Source organism: Pseudomonas sp. LS-2 (genome assembly GCF_003605735.1).
GTDB lineage: Bacteria > Pseudomonadota > Gammaproteobacteria > Pseudomonadales > Pseudomonadaceae > Aquipseudomonas.
Genome location: NZ_QXTJ01000039.1, coordinates 452,222 through 470,771 on the forward strand (window position 1 = coordinate 452,222; position 18,550 = coordinate 470,771).

The 18,550-nt window shown below is 59.5% G+C and carries 20 protein-coding genes; 9 read left to right on the top strand and 11 right to left on the bottom strand.

The features are described 5' to 3' along the window. Positions 1 to 142: 142 nt before the first annotated feature. The 3 genes from tauB to tauD all read left to right on the top strand — a co-directional run bounded on the left by tauB (position 143) and on the right by tauD (position 2,685). The gene (tauB, locus tag D3M70_RS23255; protein WP_120127966.1) at positions 143 to 934 is read left to right on the top strand and encodes a taurine ABC transporter ATP-binding subunit; all 792 of its coding nucleotides are present in this window, start codon (positions 143 to 145) and stop codon (positions 932 to 934) included. After that, positions 931 to 1,788: a taurine ABC transporter permease TauC gene (tauC, locus tag D3M70_RS23260; protein ID WP_375233020.1), complete on the top strand. Its 858-nt coding sequence runs from the start codon at positions 931 to 933 to the stop codon at positions 1,786 to 1,788. Before tauB ends, tauC begins: the two co-directional genes overlap by 4 nt. A 63-nt stretch (positions 1,789 to 1,851) precedes the next feature. After that, complete coding sequence (tauD, locus tag D3M70_RS23265) at positions 1,852 to 2,685, top strand: taurine dioxygenase (protein ID WP_120127967.1); 834 nt, start codon at positions 1,852 to 1,854, stop codon at positions 2,683 to 2,685. Between the two features lie 335 nt (positions 2,686 to 3,020). Here the strand turns inward: tauD and D3M70_RS23270 are convergent, their stop codons facing one another. Beyond that, positions 3,021 to 3,464, bottom strand: coding sequence for a hypothetical protein (locus D3M70_RS23270; RefSeq protein ID WP_120127968.1), 444 nt, complete (start codon positions 3,462 to 3,464; stop codon positions 3,021 to 3,023). Here D3M70_RS23270 and trmL point away from each other — a divergent pair. Beyond that, complete coding sequence (trmL, locus tag D3M70_RS23275; protein WP_120127969.1) at positions 3,463 to 3,918, top strand: tRNA (uridine(34)/cytosine(34)/5-carboxymethylaminomethyluridine(34)-2'-O)-methyltransferase TrmL; 456 nt, start codon at positions 3,463 to 3,465, stop codon at positions 3,916 to 3,918. The two genes, D3M70_RS23270 and trmL, sit on opposite strands and share 2 nt — an antisense overlap. 289 nt (positions 3,919 to 4,207) lie before the next feature. Here trmL and secB read toward each other — a convergent pair whose 3' ends face one another. From secB to D3M70_RS23290, 3 genes are read right to left on the bottom strand one after another with little or no spacing between them, the layout of a single operon-like run. Next, entirely contained in the window at positions 4,208 to 4,699 is a 492-nt protein-coding gene (gene secB / locus D3M70_RS23280) for a protein-export chaperone SecB (protein WP_081563630.1), read from the bottom strand. 40 nt (positions 4,700 to 4,739) lie between these two features. Next, positions 4,740 to 4,994, bottom strand: a complete 255-nt coding sequence (gene grxC / locus D3M70_RS23285; protein ID WP_120127970.1) for a glutaredoxin 3 — start codon at positions 4,992 to 4,994, stop codon at positions 4,740 to 4,742. A 1-nt stretch (position 4,995) separates the two neighbouring features. Beyond that, complete coding sequence (locus tag D3M70_RS23290) at positions 4,996 to 5,409, bottom strand: rhodanese-like domain-containing protein (protein WP_120127971.1); 414 nt, start codon at positions 5,407 to 5,409, stop codon at positions 4,996 to 4,998. Between the two features lie 93 nt (positions 5,410 to 5,502). On the opposite strand from D3M70_RS23290, the gene gpmI reads away from it, so the two are divergent. From gpmI to D3M70_RS23310, 4 genes are all read left to right on the top strand, one after another. Next, a complete protein-coding gene (gene gpmI, locus D3M70_RS23295) occupies positions 5,503 to 7,038 on the top strand; it encodes a 2,3-bisphosphoglycerate-independent phosphoglycerate mutase (RefSeq protein WP_120127972.1) in 1,536 nt (511 codons plus the stop codon). 141 nt (positions 7,039 to 7,179) lie between these two features. Beyond that, the gene (locus tag D3M70_RS23300) at positions 7,180 to 8,490 is read left to right on the top strand and encodes a murein hydrolase activator EnvC (RefSeq protein WP_120127973.1); all 1,311 of its coding nucleotides are present in this window, start codon (positions 7,180 to 7,182) and stop codon (positions 8,488 to 8,490) included. A 30-nt stretch (positions 8,491 to 8,520) separates the two neighbouring features. Further along, positions 8,521 to 9,852 (top strand): S41 family peptidase, encoded by a 1,332-nt coding sequence (locus tag D3M70_RS23305; RefSeq protein ID WP_120127974.1) that lies wholly within the window; start codon positions 8,521 to 8,523, stop codon positions 9,850 to 9,852. A gap of 1 nt (position 9,853) precedes the next feature. Continuing rightward, on the top strand, positions 9,854 to 10,654 hold the full coding sequence (locus D3M70_RS23310; RefSeq protein ID WP_120127975.1) for a divergent polysaccharide deacetylase family protein: 801 nt from the start codon (positions 9,854 to 9,856) through the stop codon (positions 10,652 to 10,654). A 165-nt stretch (positions 10,655 to 10,819) separates the two neighbouring features. On the opposite strand, the gene D3M70_RS23315 is transcribed toward D3M70_RS23310, so the two are convergent. Then, positions 10,820 to 11,602: an ABC transporter substrate-binding protein gene (locus tag D3M70_RS23315; protein ID WP_120127976.1), complete on the bottom strand. Its 783-nt coding sequence runs from the start codon at positions 11,600 to 11,602 to the stop codon at positions 10,820 to 10,822. A gap of 227 nt (positions 11,603 to 11,829) precedes the next feature. On the opposite strand from D3M70_RS23315, the gene D3M70_RS23320 reads away from it, so the two are divergent. Next, positions 11,830 to 13,311: a serine protease gene (locus D3M70_RS23320; RefSeq protein WP_165869868.1), complete on the top strand. Its 1,482-nt coding sequence runs from the start codon at positions 11,830 to 11,832 to the stop codon at positions 13,309 to 13,311. Positions 13,312 to 13,367: 56 nt separating this feature from the next. Here the strand turns inward: D3M70_RS23320 and hisF are convergent, their stop codons facing one another. The 6 genes from hisF to D3M70_RS23355 all read right to left on the bottom strand — a co-directional run bounded on the left by hisF (position 13,368) and on the right by D3M70_RS23355 (position 18,549). Continuing rightward, positions 13,368 to 14,138 carry an imidazole glycerol phosphate synthase subunit HisF gene (gene hisF / locus D3M70_RS23325; protein WP_120127978.1) on the bottom strand — a complete coding sequence of 257 codons (771 nt, stop codon included), beginning with the start codon at positions 14,136 to 14,138 and terminating at the stop codon, positions 13,368 to 13,370. 119 nt (positions 14,139 to 14,257) lie between these two features. Further along, positions 14,258 to 14,995, bottom strand: coding sequence for a 1-(5-phosphoribosyl)-5-[(5-phosphoribosylamino)methylideneamino]imidazole-4-carboxamide isomerase (hisA, locus tag D3M70_RS23330; RefSeq protein ID WP_074758037.1), 738 nt, complete (start codon positions 14,993 to 14,995; stop codon positions 14,258 to 14,260). Between the two features lie 23 nt (positions 14,996 to 15,018). Then, positions 15,019 to 15,276 (bottom strand): DUF2164 domain-containing protein, encoded by a 258-nt coding sequence (locus D3M70_RS23335; protein WP_120127979.1) that lies wholly within the window; start codon positions 15,274 to 15,276, stop codon positions 15,019 to 15,021. Continuing rightward, entirely contained in the window at positions 15,276 to 15,914 is a 639-nt protein-coding gene (hisH, locus tag D3M70_RS23340; RefSeq protein ID WP_120127980.1) for an imidazole glycerol phosphate synthase subunit HisH, read from the bottom strand. Before hisH ends, D3M70_RS23335 begins: the two co-directional genes overlap by 1 nt. Then, a complete protein-coding gene (gene hisB / locus D3M70_RS23345; protein ID WP_081563617.1) occupies positions 15,914 to 16,507 on the bottom strand; it encodes an imidazoleglycerol-phosphate dehydratase HisB in 594 nt (197 codons plus the stop codon). The genes hisH and hisB overlap by 1 nt, the downstream gene beginning before the upstream one ends. Before the next feature lie 380 nt (positions 16,508 to 16,887). Further along, the gene (locus tag D3M70_RS23355) at positions 16,888 to 18,549 is read right to left on the bottom strand and encodes an OFA family MFS transporter (RefSeq protein ID WP_120128405.1); all 1,662 of its coding nucleotides are present in this window, start codon (positions 18,547 to 18,549) and stop codon (positions 16,888 to 16,890) included. Between the last annotated feature and the right edge of the window lies 1 nt (position 18,550).

The following is an 18,550-nucleotide window of genomic DNA, read 5'->3' on the forward strand; positions in this document are numbered from 1 at the left end:
GACCAGGCGCCTCAACCCCTGTAGCAGTCCCGCTTGCCGGCGGTGGCAATTTTGAAGACGCCACCGCCAGCAAGCCGGACTGCTACAGATAGTCGACACAGCCTCAAGAACACATTCCTATTAAAGAAGCGGAGCCATCGCCATGGCCTTGTTACAGCTGGAGCGCATCTGCGCACAGTATCCTGGTGCAGCGCAGCCCGTGCTGTCGGACATTTCCCTGAGCCTTGGCCCCCAACAATTGCTGGTCGCCCTTGGCCCATCCGGCAGCGGCAAGACGTCACTGCTGAACCTGATCGCTGGCTTCGTCGAGCCCAGCGCCGGACGCATAACGCTCGATAACGTGCCAGTCAAAGGACCGAGCGCCGAACGCGGTGTGGTGTTTCAGGACGACGCGTTGTTGCCTTGGCAGGATGTGCTGGCGAACGTGGCATTCGGTCTGGAACTGGCTGGCGTACCCCGCGCCCAGCGCGAAGCGAAAGCTCACGAGATGCTCGCGCTGGTTGATCTGGCCGGCTTCGAAAGCCGCCGTATCTGGCAACTGTCCGGCGGGCAAAAGCAACGCGTCGGCCTGGCCCGCGCACTGGCAGCCGATCCACGCGTGTTGCTGATGGACGAGCCCTTCGGGGCGCTGGATGCGTTCACCCGGGAACAGATGCAGGAACTGCTGTTGCAAGTCTGGCAACGCAGCGCCAAACCTGTGTTCCTGATAACCCACGACATCGAAGAAGCGGTGTTCCTCGCCACTGACCTGATCCTGCTGGCACCGAATCCGGGGCACATCGTCGAGCACCTCAAACTCGACTTCGGCCAACGCTATAGCGCAGGGGAGTCAGCCCGAGCGATCAAGTCCGATCCGCAATTCATCGAAACCCGCGAACACGTGTTGAACCGGGTCTTTTCCCAGCGCCGAGCGATTCAGGAGCAACGGGCATGAGCCAGCCTCAATCGGCACGCGTCAGCGATCCCCTGATCGGAACCTCGCCTACAGGGAGAACCGCAGGTCCTCAATCTCGCGGTTTTCTTTTGAGCACCCGCACGATCAGCGTGCTGACGCTCATTTTCCTGCTCGCGATCTGGTGGCTGGTCACCGCGCTGGAGTGGATCGAACCGCTCTTCCTGCCGCCGCCCTCGGCGGTATTGGAAAAGGCGTGGTTACTCATGACCAAAGGCTACATGGAGTCCACGCTCTGGCAGCACTTGGGCGCCAGCCTTCAACGCATCGGCCTGGCCTTGAGCGTTGCTGTGCTGACCGCCATTCCCGTGGGCATCGCTATCGGACATAACCGCATCGCACGCGGCATCTTCGACCCGCTGATCGAGTTCTATCGCCCTATTCCACCGCTGGCCTATCTGCCATTGATCGTGATTTGGTGCGGTATCGGTGAATCCTCCAAGGTGTTGCTGATTTATCTGGCGATCTTCGCGCCGATTGCCATCGCCACTGCCACCGGCGTGCGCACTGTCGATACGGCCAAACTACGCGCGGCCCAATCTCTGGGTGCCAGCCGCTGGCAGTTGATCCGGCATGTGATTGTTCCAAGCGCCCTGCCGGACATCCTGACCGGGGTTCGCATTGGCCTAGGGGTGGGCTGGTCGACACTGGTCGCCGCTGAATTGATCGCCGCCACCAGTGGCCTTGGCTTCATGGTTCAGTCCGCCGCTCAGTTTCTGGTGACCGACGTCGTGGTGCTGGGAATCCTGGTCATCGCGCTTATTGCCTTTGCCATGGAGATGGGCTTGCGCGCCGTGCAGCGCAAGCTGGTGCCTTGGCACGGACAGGCTCACTGAGCAGCGCCCCTTCCAAAAGACTGACTACGCCGACAATTCGGCGCCGAACGAACGAGAACCACGATGAACCTTCAAATCACCCCGCTCAGTTCAGCACTGGGCGCGCAGATCAGCGGCGTCGACCTGAGCCGGGATCTGAACGCCGAACAACGCAACGCCATCGAGCAGGCGCTGCTCGAACACCAGGTGCTGTTCTTCCGGGAACAACCGATCACGCCACAACAACAGGCGCGATTTGCCGCCCGGTTTGGCGACCTGCACATTCATCCGATTTACCCCAATGTGCCAGGGCAGCCTGAAGTGCTGATTCTCGACACAGCCGTCACCGATGTGCGTGACAACGCCGTCTGGCATACCGACGTCACCTTCTTGCCGACGCCTGCGATGGGTGCCGTGCTGAGTGCCAAACAGTTACCGGCCTATGGTGGCGATACATTGTGGGCCAGCGGGATTGCGGCATTCGAAGCGCTGTCGCGGCCCATGCAATCCCTGCTTGACGGTCTGAGCGCGACCCACGACTTCACCCGGTCCTTTCCGCTGGAGCGCTTCGGCACCACGGCCGCAGACTTGGCGCGCTGGGAGGAAACGCGGCGCAAGAATCCGCCGCTGTCTCATCCGGTCATTCGCACGCACCCGGTCAGCGGACGTAAAGCGCTGTTCGTGAACGACGGTTTCACCACGCGGATCAACGAACTGGAGCCCGCGGAGAGCGAGGCGATTCTGAAACTGTTGTTCGCCCATACGACACGCCCCGAGTTCACCATCCGCTGGCGCTGGCAGGAAAACGACGTTGCGATGTGGGACAACCGTGTCACGCAGCATTACGCGGTGGATGACTACCGGCCTCAACGCCGGGTGATGCATCGAGCGACGATTCTGGGGGACGTGCCGTTTTAGTCCTGGGCACCGCAAGGCTTCAAGATACCCATCTGTAGCAGCGGTCTTGAGAGGACTTTGAACAGCTGAGTGCATCACTTTGGTTAGCTCCGCCCTGAAAATGCGCGAATAGCGTGCAAAACTGATCAAGAAACACCCAAATGTGAAAGGCCACCTGAACCCTCGACGGGCCCCTGCTGACTCACACCCCTACAAAGCGGGCTTTAAAACGGGGTTGTGAAGAGTATTACGAAATTTCCTACAGCGTTTTCCCAAAACTGGCACGCGCTCTGCAATAGGTTAAGCATCACCAGTTTTGGGGACCTTGGTACAGGCAGGCCGGGGATTCCCCTCTTTTATTCCTCTCGGAGACTCACCTGGAGTCTCCAGCGCCCGTCCTCAGTTGCGCCGCGCCACTCACCGCGCAACGGACGGGCCGCCAGCAGGTTCAGCAACAATCCCTTATCGCTTTTCTGCACTTTCCAGCGCACATCTCTTCCGTTTGCGAGCTTCAACTCGCCCCGCTGTGCTGTGCCCTGCGCGTTGAAAAGCAGCGCCACAGCGCCGTCGATGATTTCGCCATGCAGTTGCGGCTCGCGGTTGAACCACACCGCAACGCCATCGGGCAGGGTTTCAATGCGCTGAAGCTCGATGGGGTCTGGCGTGGTCAACCGACCGATCATCAAACCGACCATTAACCCGACAATCGCGATAGAGCCCAAAAACCGCGGCCATAGCTTCGGTCTCGGGTCATCGATGGGGGTAGAATGCATCCCGTCCTTATGTTCGGAGCCGTGCATGTTTCACGTGATCCTTTTTCAACCAGAAATTCCGCCGAATACCGGCAACATCATCAGACTTTGCGCCAACAGTGGCTGCAATCTGCATTTGATCGAGCCGCTGGGCTTCGAGCTGGATGACAAGCGCCTGCGCCGCGCTGGTCTCGATTATCACGAATACGCCACGCTGCATCGTCACGCCGACCTGGCAAGTTGCCTGGAAAGCATCGGCCACCCGCGCCTGTTCGCTTTTACCACAAAGGGCTCAAAGCCCTTCCACGATGTGGCGTTTCAGGAAGGCGACGCCTTTGTGTTCGGCCCGGAAAGCCGCGGCCTGCCACCCGAGGTATTAGACCCACTGTCCAGCGACCAACGGCTGCGTCTGCCCATGCGTGAAGGTTGCCGAAGCTTGAACCTGTCCAACACTGTGGCCGTAGCGGTTTATGAAGGTTGGCGGCAGTTAGGCTTCAAATGACGGATCGTGGCGCAGATTGCTACACGGATGCCCTGCGGGCCTGATCGCGGGCAAGCGCGCTCCTACATTATTTGCAACGTACCATGGCCTGATGGACCGCGTTGGTTGCCTTGTTGCCTTGGCGGCCTACCTCGAAGGGGCACAATTTGGTCTTTCTGAATGCGGTACGTTGCAAATAATGTAGGAGCGCGCTTGCCCGCGATAGCGTCCGCAGGACATCCGTGTAGCCATTCCACAGCCACAAAAAAGCGCCCATCACAGGCGCTTTTTTACATCCAGGCCGCAAGGCTTACTGAACGGTAGGCGTCGGCGTTTCGCCAGCTTCCTGCATGCGCTGCAGCTCTTGAGCGTACAGAGCATCGAAGTTCACCGGCGCCAGCATCAGTGCCGGGAACGAACCGCGGACCACCAGACTGTCGATGGTTTCGCGAGCGTACGGGAACAGGATGTTCGGGCAGAAAGCACCCAGGGTGTGGCTCATGGAAGCCGCGTCCAGACCCTTGATCAGGAAAATACCGGCTTGCTGGACTTCAGCGATGAAAGCGATCTCGTCGCCGTTCTTCACTTCGACCGACAGAGTCAGCACGACCTCGTAGAAATCGTTTTCCAGTTGCTTCTGGCGAGTGTTCAGGTCCAGGCCAACGCTTGGGGTCCATTCCTGACGGAAGATCGCCGGGCTTTTTGGCGCTTCGAAGGACAGGTCACGAACGTAGATGCGTTGCAGGGAGAACTGTGGAGCTTCTTCGTTGGAAGTCGCGCCGTTATTCGTTTGATCGGTCATCTCAGATCCTTCTTACTTTTGAGTCTTGCAGGGTTCGAGTTCAGGCGCTCAACAGGGCGTCGAGCTTGCCGGCGCGCTCCAGTGCGAACAGGTCGTCGCAGCCACCGACATGGACCGAGCCGATCCAGATCTGTGGAACCGACGTGCGCCCGGCCTTTTTGGTCATTTCTGCGCGAAGCTGCGGCTTGCCGTCGATCTTGATCTCCTCGAAGTCGACGTTCTTGCTTTCGAGCAGGTACTTGGCTCGGGAGCAGTAAGGGCAATAATCGCTGGAGTAGACGACGACTTCAGCCATTTCACTTCACCAGCGGCAGGTTGTCACCGCGCCACGACGAAACGCCACCCGACAGTTTGGCGGCGGTGAAACCGGCCTTGAGCAGCTCGCTGGCCACGTGTCCTGCGTGCTGACCAGCGGCGTCGACGATGATCAGGGTCTTGGATTTGTACTTCTCAAGCTCCGAAGTACGGGACATGACTTTGTCCTGCGGGAAGTTCAGGGAGCCGACGATATGACCGGTGGCATAGTCCTTCTTGGGACGCACATCGATGACCACCGCCTCGTCACGGTTGACCAGCGCAGTCAGTTCACCGGTGCTCAGGCTTTTGCCGCCCTTGTTGAGTTCTGTCGCGATCAGCAGTGCCAGCAGGATGACGAAAGCGCCAGAGATCAAATAGTGATTAGTGGCAAATGCAATCAGGTGATCAACCATCATTAGGTTCCAGGGCGTTAAAATGTCGGCCAGTATACACAGCACCCAAGGTCGGCCAAAGCCCGTACGGCAGTGACGCCGTCTGAACTNTTCATGACTACCACGCCTAAACCTCTGGTTCTGATCATCCTGGACGGCTTCGGTCACAGCGACAGCCACGACGGCAATGCGGTCTACGAAGCGAAGATGCCGGTCTTCGATCGCCTCTACAAGACCATGCCCAACGGGCTTATTTCCGGTTCTGGCATGGACGTCGGTCTGCCTGACGGGCAGATGGGCAACTCCGAAGTCGGCCACATGAACCTGGGTGCCGGGCGCGTGGTGTATCAGGATTTCACTCGCGTGACCAAAGCGATCAAGGACGGCGAGTTCTTCGAGAACCAGGCCATTTGCAAGGCAGTGGACCAGGCGGTAGGCAACGGCAAGGCCGTGCACATCATGGGTTTGCTGTCTGACGGTGGCGTCCACAGTCATGAAGATCACCTGGTGGCGATGGTCGAGCTGGCCGCCAAACGCGGCGCGGACAAGATCTATCTGCACGCTTTCCTCGACGGTCGCGACACGCCGCCTCGCAGCGCGCATCAATACCTCGACACCATGGAAAACGCCTACAAGCGTCTGGGCAAGGGCCGCACTGCGACCATCATTGGCCGCTACTTCGCCATGGACCGCGACAACCGCTGGGACCGCGTCGAATCAGCCTACAACCTGATCGTCGACGGCAAATCGGAATTCCAGGCTGACACCGCCAAAGCAGGTGTGGACGCAGCTTACGAGCGTGGCGAGAACGACGAATTCGTCAAAGCCACCAGCATCGGCGACCAGGTCAAGGTAGAAGACGGCGACGCCGTGGTGTTCATGAACTTCCGCGCCGACCGCGCCCGCGAGCTGACCCGCGTGTTCGTCGAAGACGACTTCAAGGATTTCGCCCGCGCCCGCCAGCCGAAACTGGCCGGCTTCGTGATGCTGACCCAGTATGCAGCGAGCATCCACGCCCCTGCCGCGTTCGTCAAAGGCAGCCTGGACAACGTGCTCGGCGAATACCTGGCGAAAAACGGCAAGACCCAGCTGCGTATCGCCGAAACCGAGAAGTACGCCCACGTGACCTTCTTCTTCTCCGGTGGCCGTGAAGAGCCGTTCGAAGGTGAAGAGCGCATTCTGATCCCCTCGCCGAAAGTCGCGACCTACGACCTGCAGCCGGAAATGAGCGCGCCGGAAGTCACAGACAAGATCGTCGACGCCATTGAAAACCAGCGTTTCGACGTGATCGTCGTCAACTACGCCAACGGCGACATGGTCGGCCACAGCGGCATCATGGAAGCGGCCGTCAAAGCCGTGGAGTGCCTGGACGTATGCGTGGGTCGCATCACCGAAGCGCTTGAGAAAGTCGGTGGCGAAGCACTGATCACCGCTGACCACGGCAACGTCGAACAGATGACTGACGAGAAAACCCATCAGCCGCACACCGCCCACACCACAGAGCCTGTGCCATTCGTCTACGTCGGCAAGCGTGATCTGAAAGTCCGCGAAGGCGGTGTTCTGGCAGACGTCGCACCGACGATGCTGACGCTGCTGGGCATGGACATTCCGAAAGAAATGACCGGCACATCGATTCTGGTTGCCAGGTAAGTCGCAATAAACCGGCCTGTCAGGCTCTGACAGCGCCGGTTTTTGTATGAAATGTCTGAAAGCGGCGCCCTATGAGCGTTTTTTTTGCAGCCACCGGCGGGCATACTAAGCCCGTCTTCACTCCTGGTATCGCCCGACCTCATGCTTCGCGCCCTGATCGCCTTTGCTTTGATTTGTCTGCTCAACCCGGCTTTTGCCGATGATGAGCGCGCACAAACCCAAAAACAGCTGGATGCCACACGTCAGGACATTACTGAACTGAAGAAGGCGCTGAGCCAACTGCAGGAAGAAAAATCCGGCGTTCAGAAAGACCTTCGCACAACCGAAACCGAAATGGGCAAGCTGGAAAAGCAGGTGGAGGCCCTGCAAAAAGAACTAAAAAAGAGTGAAACCGAGCTACAACGGCTCGACGTAGAGAAAAAAAAACTCCAGAGCGCACGCGTTGAACAGCAACGCCTGATCGCGATACAAGCCCGCGCCGCCTATCAGAGTGGCCGCCAGGAATACCTCAAACTGCTGCTCAACCAGCAGAACCCCGAAAAATTCGCCCGCACGCTCACCTATTACGATTACGTGAGCAAGGCCCGCCTGGAACAGCTGCGCAGCTTCAACGAGACCCTGCGCCAACTGGCTGAAGTCGAGAAAGACATCGACATGCAGCAAGCGCAATTGCTGGTGCAGAAAAGCGCTCTGGATGACCAGAAGTCCCAACTCGACACCGTTCGCCAGCAGCGCCAGGTGGCTCTTGCCAAGCTCAATCAGGACTACAAGGCTCGCGACCAGAAGCTACAAGCTCGCCAGCAGGATCAGGCAGACCTGACTAAAGTCCTGAAGACCATTGAAGAAACCCTCGCACGGCAAGCCCGGGAAGCCGAAGAGGCGCGTCAGAAGGCACTGCTTGCGCAGCAGGAAGCCGAGAAGCGAGCCCGTGAGCAAGAAGCCCTGGCAAAAAGCCGTGGCAAGGACGACAGCGACGAAGCCCCGCGCCGGCCTACAAAATCGCCCGGCGCACTGGTTTCCAGCGCCGGTCAGTCCTTTGGAGGGGCTTTTGAGCAGGCAAAGGGAAAACTTCCCTGGCCTGTCGATGGTCGATTGTTGGCGCGTTTCGGTGAAAGCCGCGGCGACGACGAGCGAACCAAGTGGGACGGCGTGATGATCAGCGCCGCGGCAGGCAGTCAGGTACACGCTGTGCATGGTGGTCGAGTGGTGTTCGCCGACTGGTTGCGCGGCGCGGGCCTTCTGGTCATTCTCGACCATGGCAACGGTTATTTGAGTCTGTATGGTCACAACCAGAGTCTGTTGAAGGAAGCTGGGGACGTCGTAAAAGCCGGGGAAGCGATCGCAACCGTAGGCAACAGTGGTGGCGGTCAGGACACTCCGGCGCTGTATTTCGCTATTCGTCAGCAGGGTCGCCCTAGTGATCCGGCCCAATGGTGTCGCACTCAAGGATAAGTCGACGCCTCACTCAGGAGTTCGTAAGACATGCTGTTTTCGTCCCGCCTCACCTCGCTGGCCCTGACTATCGCCGTGGTTATCGGCGCTCCTCTTGCGCAGGCTGCCGGTGCCGCTCCCGCTGCGGCGCCTGCTGCTTCTGCACCTGCCAATGCGGCGAACATCAAGGCGCCGCTGCCGCTCGACGAGCTGCGCACCTTCGCCGAGGTAATGGACCGGATCAAAGCCGCCTACGTTGAGCCGGTGGATGACAAGACCCTGCTGGAAAACGCCATCAAGGGCATGCTCAGCAACCTTGACCCGCACTCTGCCTACCTTGGCCCGGAAGACTTCCAGGAGTTGCAGGAAAGCACCAGCGGCGAGTTCGGCGGGCTGGGCATCGAAGTCGGTGTCGAAGACGGCTTTATAAAGGTGGTCTCGCCGATCGATGACACTCCGGCGTCCAAGGCCGGCATCGAGGCAGGCGATCTGATCGTCAAGATCAACGGTACGCCGACTCAGGGTCAGACCATGCAGGAAGCGGTCGACAAGATGCGCGGCAAGATCGGCGAGAAGATCACGCTGACACTGGTGCGCGACGGAGGTAACCCGTTCGACGTGACGCTGGCGCGCGCGACCATTCAGGTCAAGAGCGTGAAGTCTCAGATGCTGGAGCCGGGCTACGGTTACATCCGCATCACCCAGTTCCAGGTCAAGACCGGTGAAGAGGTCGGCAAGGCCCTGGCCAAGCTGCGCAAAGACAACGGCAAGAAGATGAACGGCCTGATCCTCGACCTGCGCAACAACCCTGGCGGTGTGTTGCAGGCAGCGGTCGAAGTCGCCGACCACTTCCTGACCAAGGGCTTGATCGTCTACACCAAGGGCCGCATCGCCAACTCCGAACTGCGCTTCTCGGCAGACCCTGCCGACGCCAGCGAAGGCGCGCCTCTGGTGGTGCTGATCAACGGCGGCAGTGCCTCTGCTTCCGAGATCGTCGCCGGCGCCTTGCAGGACCAGAAACGCGGCATCCTGATGGGCACCGATTCGTTCGGTAAAGGCTCGGTGCAGACTGTTCTGCCGCTGGCGAACGATCGTGCACTGAAGATCACCACCGCGCTGTACTACACGCCCAATGGCCGTTCGATTCAGGCCCAAGGCATCAACCCGGATATTGAAGTCAAACGCGCCAAGGTCACGACCGAAGCCGACGGCGAGAACTACAAAGAGGCCGATCTGCTCGGCCACCTAGGCAATGGCAACGGCGGCGCGGACAAACCGACCACCAAATCCAAGGCTGGCAAGGCGCGTCCGCAGGACGACGATTACCAGTTGAACCAGGCCCTCAGTCTGCTCAAGGGATTGAGTGTCACACGCGGCAATTGATATGCGCTTCTGGCTGACCGGGCTCGTCTGGGCCCTTGCTGTTTCGATGGGTGCCGCACATGCGGCGCCTGCTGAACCCTCCCAAACCGACGGCAAGGCGCCGAAGGCCGCTTACATCAGCCTGATCATCGACGATCTCGGGCAAACTCCCGACAGGGACAGCCGCGCATTGGCCCTGCCCGGCCCTGTGACGCTGGCGATCATGCCTGATACCCCGCACGCCACTGATTTCGCCCGCCAGGCTCACAAGGCGGGCAAGACCGTGATGCTGCACATGCCGATGGATCCTGCGACCGGGCCGTATGCATGGCGTCCAGATCTGCCGTTGCCCGAGCTTGAGGCGCGCCTCAACGCGGCGCTGCTGAAAGTGCCGTATGCGGCGGGAATCAACAACCACGAAGGCAGCCGCATGACCGCTGAGCCGGTGGCAATGAGCTGGCTGGTAGGTGAGTTGCAGCGGCGTCATCTGTTTCTGGTGGACAGCCGTACCAGCGCCAAAACCGTCGCTGCCGCCGAAGCGCAAAAGATCGGGCTCGCCAGCCTGTCGCGGGATGTGTTTCTGGACGACGATCGCACCCCCGAAGCCATCACCGGCCAGCTACAGGCCGCGATCAAGCTGGCACACAAACAGGGTTCTGCGGTGATGATCGGCCATCCCTACCCAGTGACCATGGATGTGCTGGAGCGCGAGCTGCCCAAGCTCAAGGCCCAAGGCATCGACTGGATCGAGTTGCGCCACATGATCAGCCTTCGCGGCAATCAGGCGATGGCCGGGCATGGGAAGAATGGGGTGTATCGGTAGCCCCCGGCATACACAGTACCTGTAGGAACAGTCCGAGGTTACGAGAGCCGCGATGAGGCGGGTACATCCAATGCATCGTTTGAGCCCGACACATCGCTTCGCGACCCTCGTAACCTCGGATTGCTCCTACAGGGGGTGTGCGGTGTCGAAGCGATCCGGAATGAGTTAAAGATACTTCCCAAGAATGCTGTCAACCGTCCCTTCCTTGCGCAGTTGATCCAGCGCGGTCTGCAGCTTTTTCACTACCTCGTCCGGGGTGTCCTTGTTCAACGCCAGAAACAGCTCGGCGCTATTGAAGCGCAATACCGTTTTCAAGCCGGTCACGCCTTCCTGGCGCGCCAGGTAGCGCCCGGCGGGATCGCCCGTGGCCCATAGATCAATCTGCCCGTCGACCAGCTTTCGGGCGTTGTCCTTGTCGCTGAGGACCACGATGGGGTTCATGCCCTGACGTCCCAGTTCTTCGGCAATGGCGTCGCCTTTGTAGGCACCGATCTTGTACTGCCGCGCCTCTTCCAGTGAGTTCAACTGAATCGGGCTGTCGGCTTTGGCCAGCATGATCCAGTCGTCCGGGCCGATGGGGCCGACCCATTTGAAGAGTTTCTCGCGCTCAGGCAGTCGCGCGGTGACGAACACGCCGTAACCGGGCTTCTCGAGAGCGAGTTTGTAGATACGGTCCCAAGGGAATCGCAGGGTCATGTTGTAACCGATGCCGGCGCGCTTGAAGGTTTCGCGCACGATCTCGACAGCGATGCCCTGGATATTGCTTTCCTGAGCGAAGTTCTTGCCATCGATGGCCATGTTGTAAGGCGGGAAGTTTTCGGTGAGTAGAACGAATGAATAAGCTGCCGGGGCGGTTGGCTCCTCGACGTTATTCGATTCTGCGGCAACAAGCCCAACGCCCGGAACAGAAACGAACAGTGCAAAAAGTAACGCTGCAAGTTTGAGCATAAGACCCATCCAATCCGTGATTGCGCACAGAGTGCAGGCCGTCTGCGCCGTTGTCCAGAACCATAAGCGGGCAACTGAATTTGTGCCCGAAAACAACTATGTATGCCCTCGTGCTGATCGTTATCTGACTACCTGCTGGCTTCCTTTCACCGTCAGCCCCTACAGGGCGGCAATAGAACAGCAGGCATCAAATGAAGCATCACACCCCATTTCGACTCGTCATCGCGATGATCGGCATCATCGCGACCGGACTCACCCAAGCCATGGATTATGGCGAAGGCCGAGCAAACCACTCAGACGCTATCGCGCTCGACAATGCAGGAGGGATTCACGCCCATTGGCGGGCGGTCGGTCGCCTGCAAATGACCGACCCGACCAGCCAGTCGCGCTGCACCGCTGCATTGATCGATTCACGCGACAGAATCAGCGGTTTATCCGGTCCTGCGTATATCCTCACCAGCGGCCACTGCGTGAGCAAGCATAGCCTGAACTTCACGAACGACCTTCCAGTGACTGGCCACATAGATTTCGACTACTTCCTTGGCAATACGCAGAACACCGAGCGGTACGCGCTCAAGAAGGTCATTCGAGCGACCATGCGAGGCACGGATCTGGCGCTGATCGAACTGGACAGCCCTCTGCAAGCGTTACTGGAGAAGGGCATCGAACCGCTGGCACTCAGTGGTCAGGCGCCTGTTGCCGGAATGGACTTGATGATCGTCGGCGCGCCTTCCGGCCATGAAGAAGCTCCGGGCCTCAGGCTCGCGCTATGCGCTTACCAAGCTCAGGAGGATCTGGTTGAAGACGTTTACGTCTTTCGCCGCTTCCTCAAGCATCGCTGTGCGGGTGTGGCGGCAGGAAGCTCGGGGAGCCCGGTGCTCGACAGGCAGACGAATCGGATAGTCGCTGTTCTCAGTACATCGACGACTAACGCCCGAGAAGAAAATCGCTGTCAGGACAATGCACCCTGTGAAATAAAAAACGGGCAACCGGTGTGGTCGCCCGAGACTCAATATTCCAGTCCGGCCATCGACCTGAAAACCTGTTTCAGTCAGGGGCACTTCAACCCGCTCGACACCGAATGTGTCCTGTACCCGACACTGCACATGACCCTGGGGGATACGTATTCCCCGAAAACCTACAGCCGAATCACGCTAGACGAGCAAGGCAACGCCGTGGCGCCCAGGTGGTCATGGCCTTTTTCACTGGACACGGCTTTGTATCGTTATAAGGCCGCTCGTTCGCCCTCTGCTTGCGAAAGCCCTCACGGCTACAGTGGCGTACTGGATGCGACCCAAGCGTTGATCGACGAACAATTGCAGGCAGACCCGGGGATGCATCTACTTTGCATCGTTGGGGTGGGTTCTGCGACTCAACCCCCGGAGTGGGCGGTGATGAACAAGCCCGTCATCGTCGCGATGGAAGTGGTACCGCCAGGCCCGACGCGGATGCCCGAGCTTATGATCGAGCGTTTGACTGAGGGGGGTTATGCGGTGAGGCCTTATCGTTCCAGGCCCTCACTTTGGGTCTATACGTTCAAATCAGGCGCGCCTGAAACCACGCAATGCGACGACCCGGAGGGCTACACACCTGAGTTCGGCGATGTCAAAACTATCGACGTGACACAACTTCCGCTGACGCTCTGCAGTCGGGTCTACGACATGTCCAGGCAGGCATCGCTGCCCCGCACAGATTTGCTACTGCCCTGACGGCATGCTGAGTCAATACGCCAACCGAAGCGGCGCATTGACTCATCCGCTGTGCATTAGCGAACCACAATCCCTTGCCTTGCCATGAACGCCTTGGCTTCCGGCACGGTGTATTCGCCGAAGTGGAAAATACTCGCGGCCAGTACAGCACTCGCGTGGCCTTCAATCACACCATCGGCCAGATGCTGCAGATTGCCGACGCCGCCGGAAGCGATCACCGGAATGCCCAGCGCATCGCTGATTGCACGGGTCACACCCAGATCGAAGCCGTTCTTCATGCCGTCCTGATCCATGCTGGTCAGCAGAATCTCGCCGGCACCCAGGCCTTCCATCTTCTTCGCCCACACCACTGCGTCCAGGCCCGTTGGCTTGCGACCGCCGTGGGTGAAGATCTCCCAACGCGGCTCTTCGCCCGGGCCGGATACCTTCTTGGCGTCGATGGCGACGACGATGCACTGCGAGCCGAAACGCGCAGCCGCTTCACCGACGAACTCAGGGTTGAAAACCGCAGCGGTGTTGATCGAAACCTTGTCGGCACCGGCGTTGAGCAGGTTGCGAATGTCCTGCACCGTACGCACGCCACCGCCCACGGTCAGCGGGATGAACACCTGACTGGCCATGCGCTCGACGGTGTGCAGCGTGGTGTCACGGCCATCGACGCTGGCCGTGATGTCCAGAAAGGTGATCTCGTCGGCACCCTGCTCGTCGTAACGACGGGCGATTTCCACCGGATCGCCAGCGTCGCGGATGTTCTCGAACTTCACGCCCTTGACCACGCGACCGTTGTCGACGTCCAGGCAAGGGATGATGCGTTTGGCGAGAGCCATGGCCTAATCTCCGAAAGTTTAAGCACTGCAAGAGCGCGCTTGCCCGCGATGAGGCCAGTACATCCGACAGGTAGTTGTCGGGGAATACGGACAATCGCGGGCAAGCGCGCTCCTACAAGTTAGACCGAGTATTGATCGCAGAAAGCCTGGGCTTCGGCGACGTCGAGGGTGCCCTCGTAGATTGCGCGGCCGGTAATGGCGCCAATGATGCCCGGTGCCTTCGCGTCCAGCAGTGCCTTGATGTCGCCCAGGTTGTGAATACCGCCAGAAGCGATGACCGGGATCTTCGTCGCTGCGGCCAGGGCGGCGGTGAACGGGACGTTGCAGCCCTGCATCATGCCGTCTTTGGCGATGTCGGTATAAACGATGGCCGAGACGCCGTCGGCTTCGAACCGCTTGGCCAGGTCAATCACCTGAACCGAGCTGACTTCAGCCCAGCCGTCGGTGGCGACGAAACCGTCCTTGGCGTCGAGACCGACGATCACCTTGCCTGGAAACGCGCGGCACGCCTCGGCGACGAACTCAGGCTCCTTGACCGCCTTGGTGCCGATGATCACGTAGCTCACGCCGGCCTTGACGTAGTGCTCGATGGTTTCCAGCGAACGAATACCGCCGCCGATCTGGATCGGCAGATTCGGGTAGCGTTTGGCAATGGCCGTCACCACGTCACCATTAACCGGCTGACCTTCGAATGCGCCATTGAGGTCGACCAGATGCAGACGACGGCAACCGCCTTCAACCCACTTGGCGGCCATGCTCACCGGATCATCGGAGAACACCGTGGAATCTTCCATGCGACCCTGGCGAAGGCGCACGCAGGCACCGTCTTTAAGGTCGATAGCGGGAATAATCAGCATCTGGAAACCTACTTAATCGGAAATTAGTTTTTCTCGAGCGCCCAAACGTCGCTTTCGATGCTTTCGAACCGCTCTTTCAAGTGCGCCTGAACATCGAAGATCGCTCGGTTGTAATAATGCGGGGCAATTTCGCGGGTGAACAATTCAAGGATTTCGGCCGCTTCGAACGAGCCCAGGTCCAGCTCGAAGCGGTCCTCCATAAACCGCTTGATCTTGTGACACGCCTCACTTTCCTGCTCGGGAGTGAGTGTCAGGATCGGCGGCTTGCTCTTCTTGCTCATTACCAGCGGCCATCCCAAGCGGCGAAGTTCTGCAGCAATTGCAGGCCATGGGTATGGCTCTTCTCGGGGTGGAACTGCACGGCGAAACGCGAGCCATCAGCCAGTGCGGCAGCGAAATCGCGGCCGTAGTGACCGCGACCGACGATCTGCCTGGGGTTTGGCGAGTCGATGTAATAGCTGTGCACAAAGTAGAACCGCGCCAGATCCGGAATGCTATGCCACAGCGGGTGGTCCACTGCCTGCGTCACTTCGTTCCAGCCCATGTGCGGAACTTTCAGGTGCTGACCGTCTTCATGAAGGTCTTTGCCGAAGAAGCGGACCTGGCCGGGGAAGACCCCAATGCAGTCCACGCCGTCGTTCTCTTCACTGCGATCCATCAGCGCCTGCATACCGACGCAGATGCCGAGGAACGGACGATCCTGACTGACTTCACGCACCAGAGAATCGAAGCCCAAACGACGGATTTCAGCCATGCAATCGCGGATCGCACCCACACCGGGGAACACCACACGGTCGGCTTCACGAATCACATTGGCGTCACTGGTGATCAGCACACGACCGGCGCCAACGTGTTCGAGCGCCTTGGCGACTGAGTGCAGGTTGCCCATGCCGTAGTCGATGACTGCAACCGTCTGCATTACAGCACGCCCTTGGTCGAAGGCATCTGGCCGGCCATGCGGTCGTCCAGCTCGACGGCCATGCGCAGGGCGCGGCCGAATGCCTTGAATACGGTTTCGATCTGGTGGTGAGTGTTGTGACCGCGCAGGTTGTCGATGTGCAACGTGACGTTGGCGTGGTTGACGAAGCCCTGGAAGAACTCCTGGAACAGGTCCACATCGAAGCCACCGACGGTAGCGCGCGTATACGGCACATGCATTTGCAGGCCCGGACGACCGGAGAAATCGATGACGACGCGCGACAGCGCTTCATCCAGCGGGACATAGGCGTGGCCGTAGCGACGGATGCCCTTTTTGTCGCCAATGGCTTTGCTGAAGGCCTGACCCAACGTGATACCGACGTCTTCCACGGTGTGGTGGTCGTCGATTTCCAGGTCGCCTTTGCAGTCGAGTTCGATGTCGATCAACCCGTGACGGGCGATCTGGTCGAGCATGTGTTCAAGAAAAGGCACACCGATATTGAATCGGGCCTTTCCGGTGCCATCCAGGTTGATCGAGGCTTTGACCTGGGTTTCCAGGGTGTCGCGCTCGACGAACGCCTTACGTTCGGCCATCACCAGCTCCGCAAAATCATTGGGCGAAAAGGCGGACATTATAGGCGTGTGGCGGGGAAACAGAAACACGGAGCGTGATATCACTGACGGGCTGAACCCAGCGCCGATGGCGCTAGACATGTGCGTACAAGCAAGTACCGGTACATCAAAAGCAACTGTAGGAGCGCGCTTGCCCGCGATGAGATCTTCACATTCAACATGCGTGTCGACCGTCAGACCGCAATCGCGGGCAAGCGCGCTCCTACAATCAAAGCCCTCATACCTTCTGTAGCAGCACGGCTTGCCGGCGGTGACGTCCATGAGATCGCTACCCCCGGCCAGCCGGACCGCTACAGATAATGGCGTCGGCCCAAGAAATCCCGGGCCGGACCCATCCGCTTTTAGTGAAACAGCACTGCAGTCTTCTGCAGGGTGATCCAGACGCCCCATGCCAGCGGAATGCCCACTGCCAGCCAGGCCAGAATGGCCAGCGGCTTGGTGCTTGCGTCGGCTTTCCACTCCAGCGAGGTGGTGTGATCCGCGCCAGCGTCATGGCCGATAGCCTGTTCAGCCTTCAATTCCGCTTCGGTCATGAAGTACTTGTCGGCCACTGGACGGACCAGCATGTTGCAGATGAAACCCAGCACCAGCAGACCGGCGAGGATGTACAGCGTGATGTCGTAAGCATCGGCGCGCGCTACGCCGTGGCTCAGCTGATATTCACGCAAGTAGTTCACCAGCACCGGACCCAGAACACCCGCCGCAGCCCATGCGGTCAGCAGGCGACCGTGGATCGCGCCCACCATTTGGGTACCGAACAGGTCAGCCAGGTAGGCCGGAACGGTTGCAAAACCACCGCCGTACATTGACAGCACGACGCAGAACGCCGCCACGAACAGCGCAACGCTGCCCAAGTGGCTCAGTGTCGGCACCGACGCATAGAGCAAAAAGCCCAGCGCAAAGAACACGAAGTACGTGGCTTTACGGCCAATGTAGTCCGAGAACGATGCCCAGAAGAAACGACCGCCAATGTTGAACAGGCTCAGCAAACCAGTGAAGCCGGCCGCAATGGCTGCGATGGCGGCCAGTTGCGAAGCATCCAGTTGACCGAAGGCCTGATCGGAGCCCAGCAGCTTGCCGCCGAACACTTCCTGCAACAGCGGCGAAGCCATGCCGAGGATGCCGATACCCGCCGAAACGTTCAGGCACAGCACCAGCCAAACCAGACGGAACTGCGGGGTTTTCCACGCAACGCTGACGTGTACGTGGCGGTTGGTGATCATCGCGCTGTTGGTTTTCTTCACAGGCGCGGTCCAGCCTTCGGGTTTCCAGCCGGTCGGCGGAACGCGGTAGGCCAGAGCGCCACCAATCATGAAGACGAAGTAGATCGCAGCCATTGCCACGAAACTCTGCCAGACGCCAACACTGTCAGGTGTCGCGAAGTGGCTCATCAGAGCGGTTGCCAGCGGAGCACCGACCATCGCGCCACCGCCGAAACCCATGATCGCCATGCCCGTCGCCATGCCGCGCTTGTCTGGGAACCACTTGATCAGGGTCGAGACCGGCGAGATGTAACCCAGGCCCAGACCGATACCACCAATCACGCCCGAGCCTATCCACATCAGCCAGATCTGGTGGGTGTAGACACCCAGCGCCGAGATCAACAGGCCGCCACACCAGCACAACGCCGATACGACACCCGCCTTGCGTGGGCCGGCGTGTTCCAGCCAGCCACCCCAGATGGCTGCCGAGCAACCCAGGAAGATGAAGAACAGCGTGTAGATCCAGCCGAGCATGGAGATCGGCCAGTCACAGCTGGAGGAAAAGACTTGTTCGAAGAAACTCATGTCCGGCGCACAGGCGACGGCGGTCTTGATGCCGATTGCCTTGGACAGCGGCAACCAGAAAACCGAGAAGCCGTAGGCCATACCAATACAGAGATGGATTGCCAGTGCGGCGGGTGGAACCAGCCAGCGGTTGAAACCGCGTTTGGCGATAATGCGCTCTTTGGACAAGAACGCAGGCTGAGCGACAGCGCCGCCCAGAGCAGTGCTCGTAGTCATT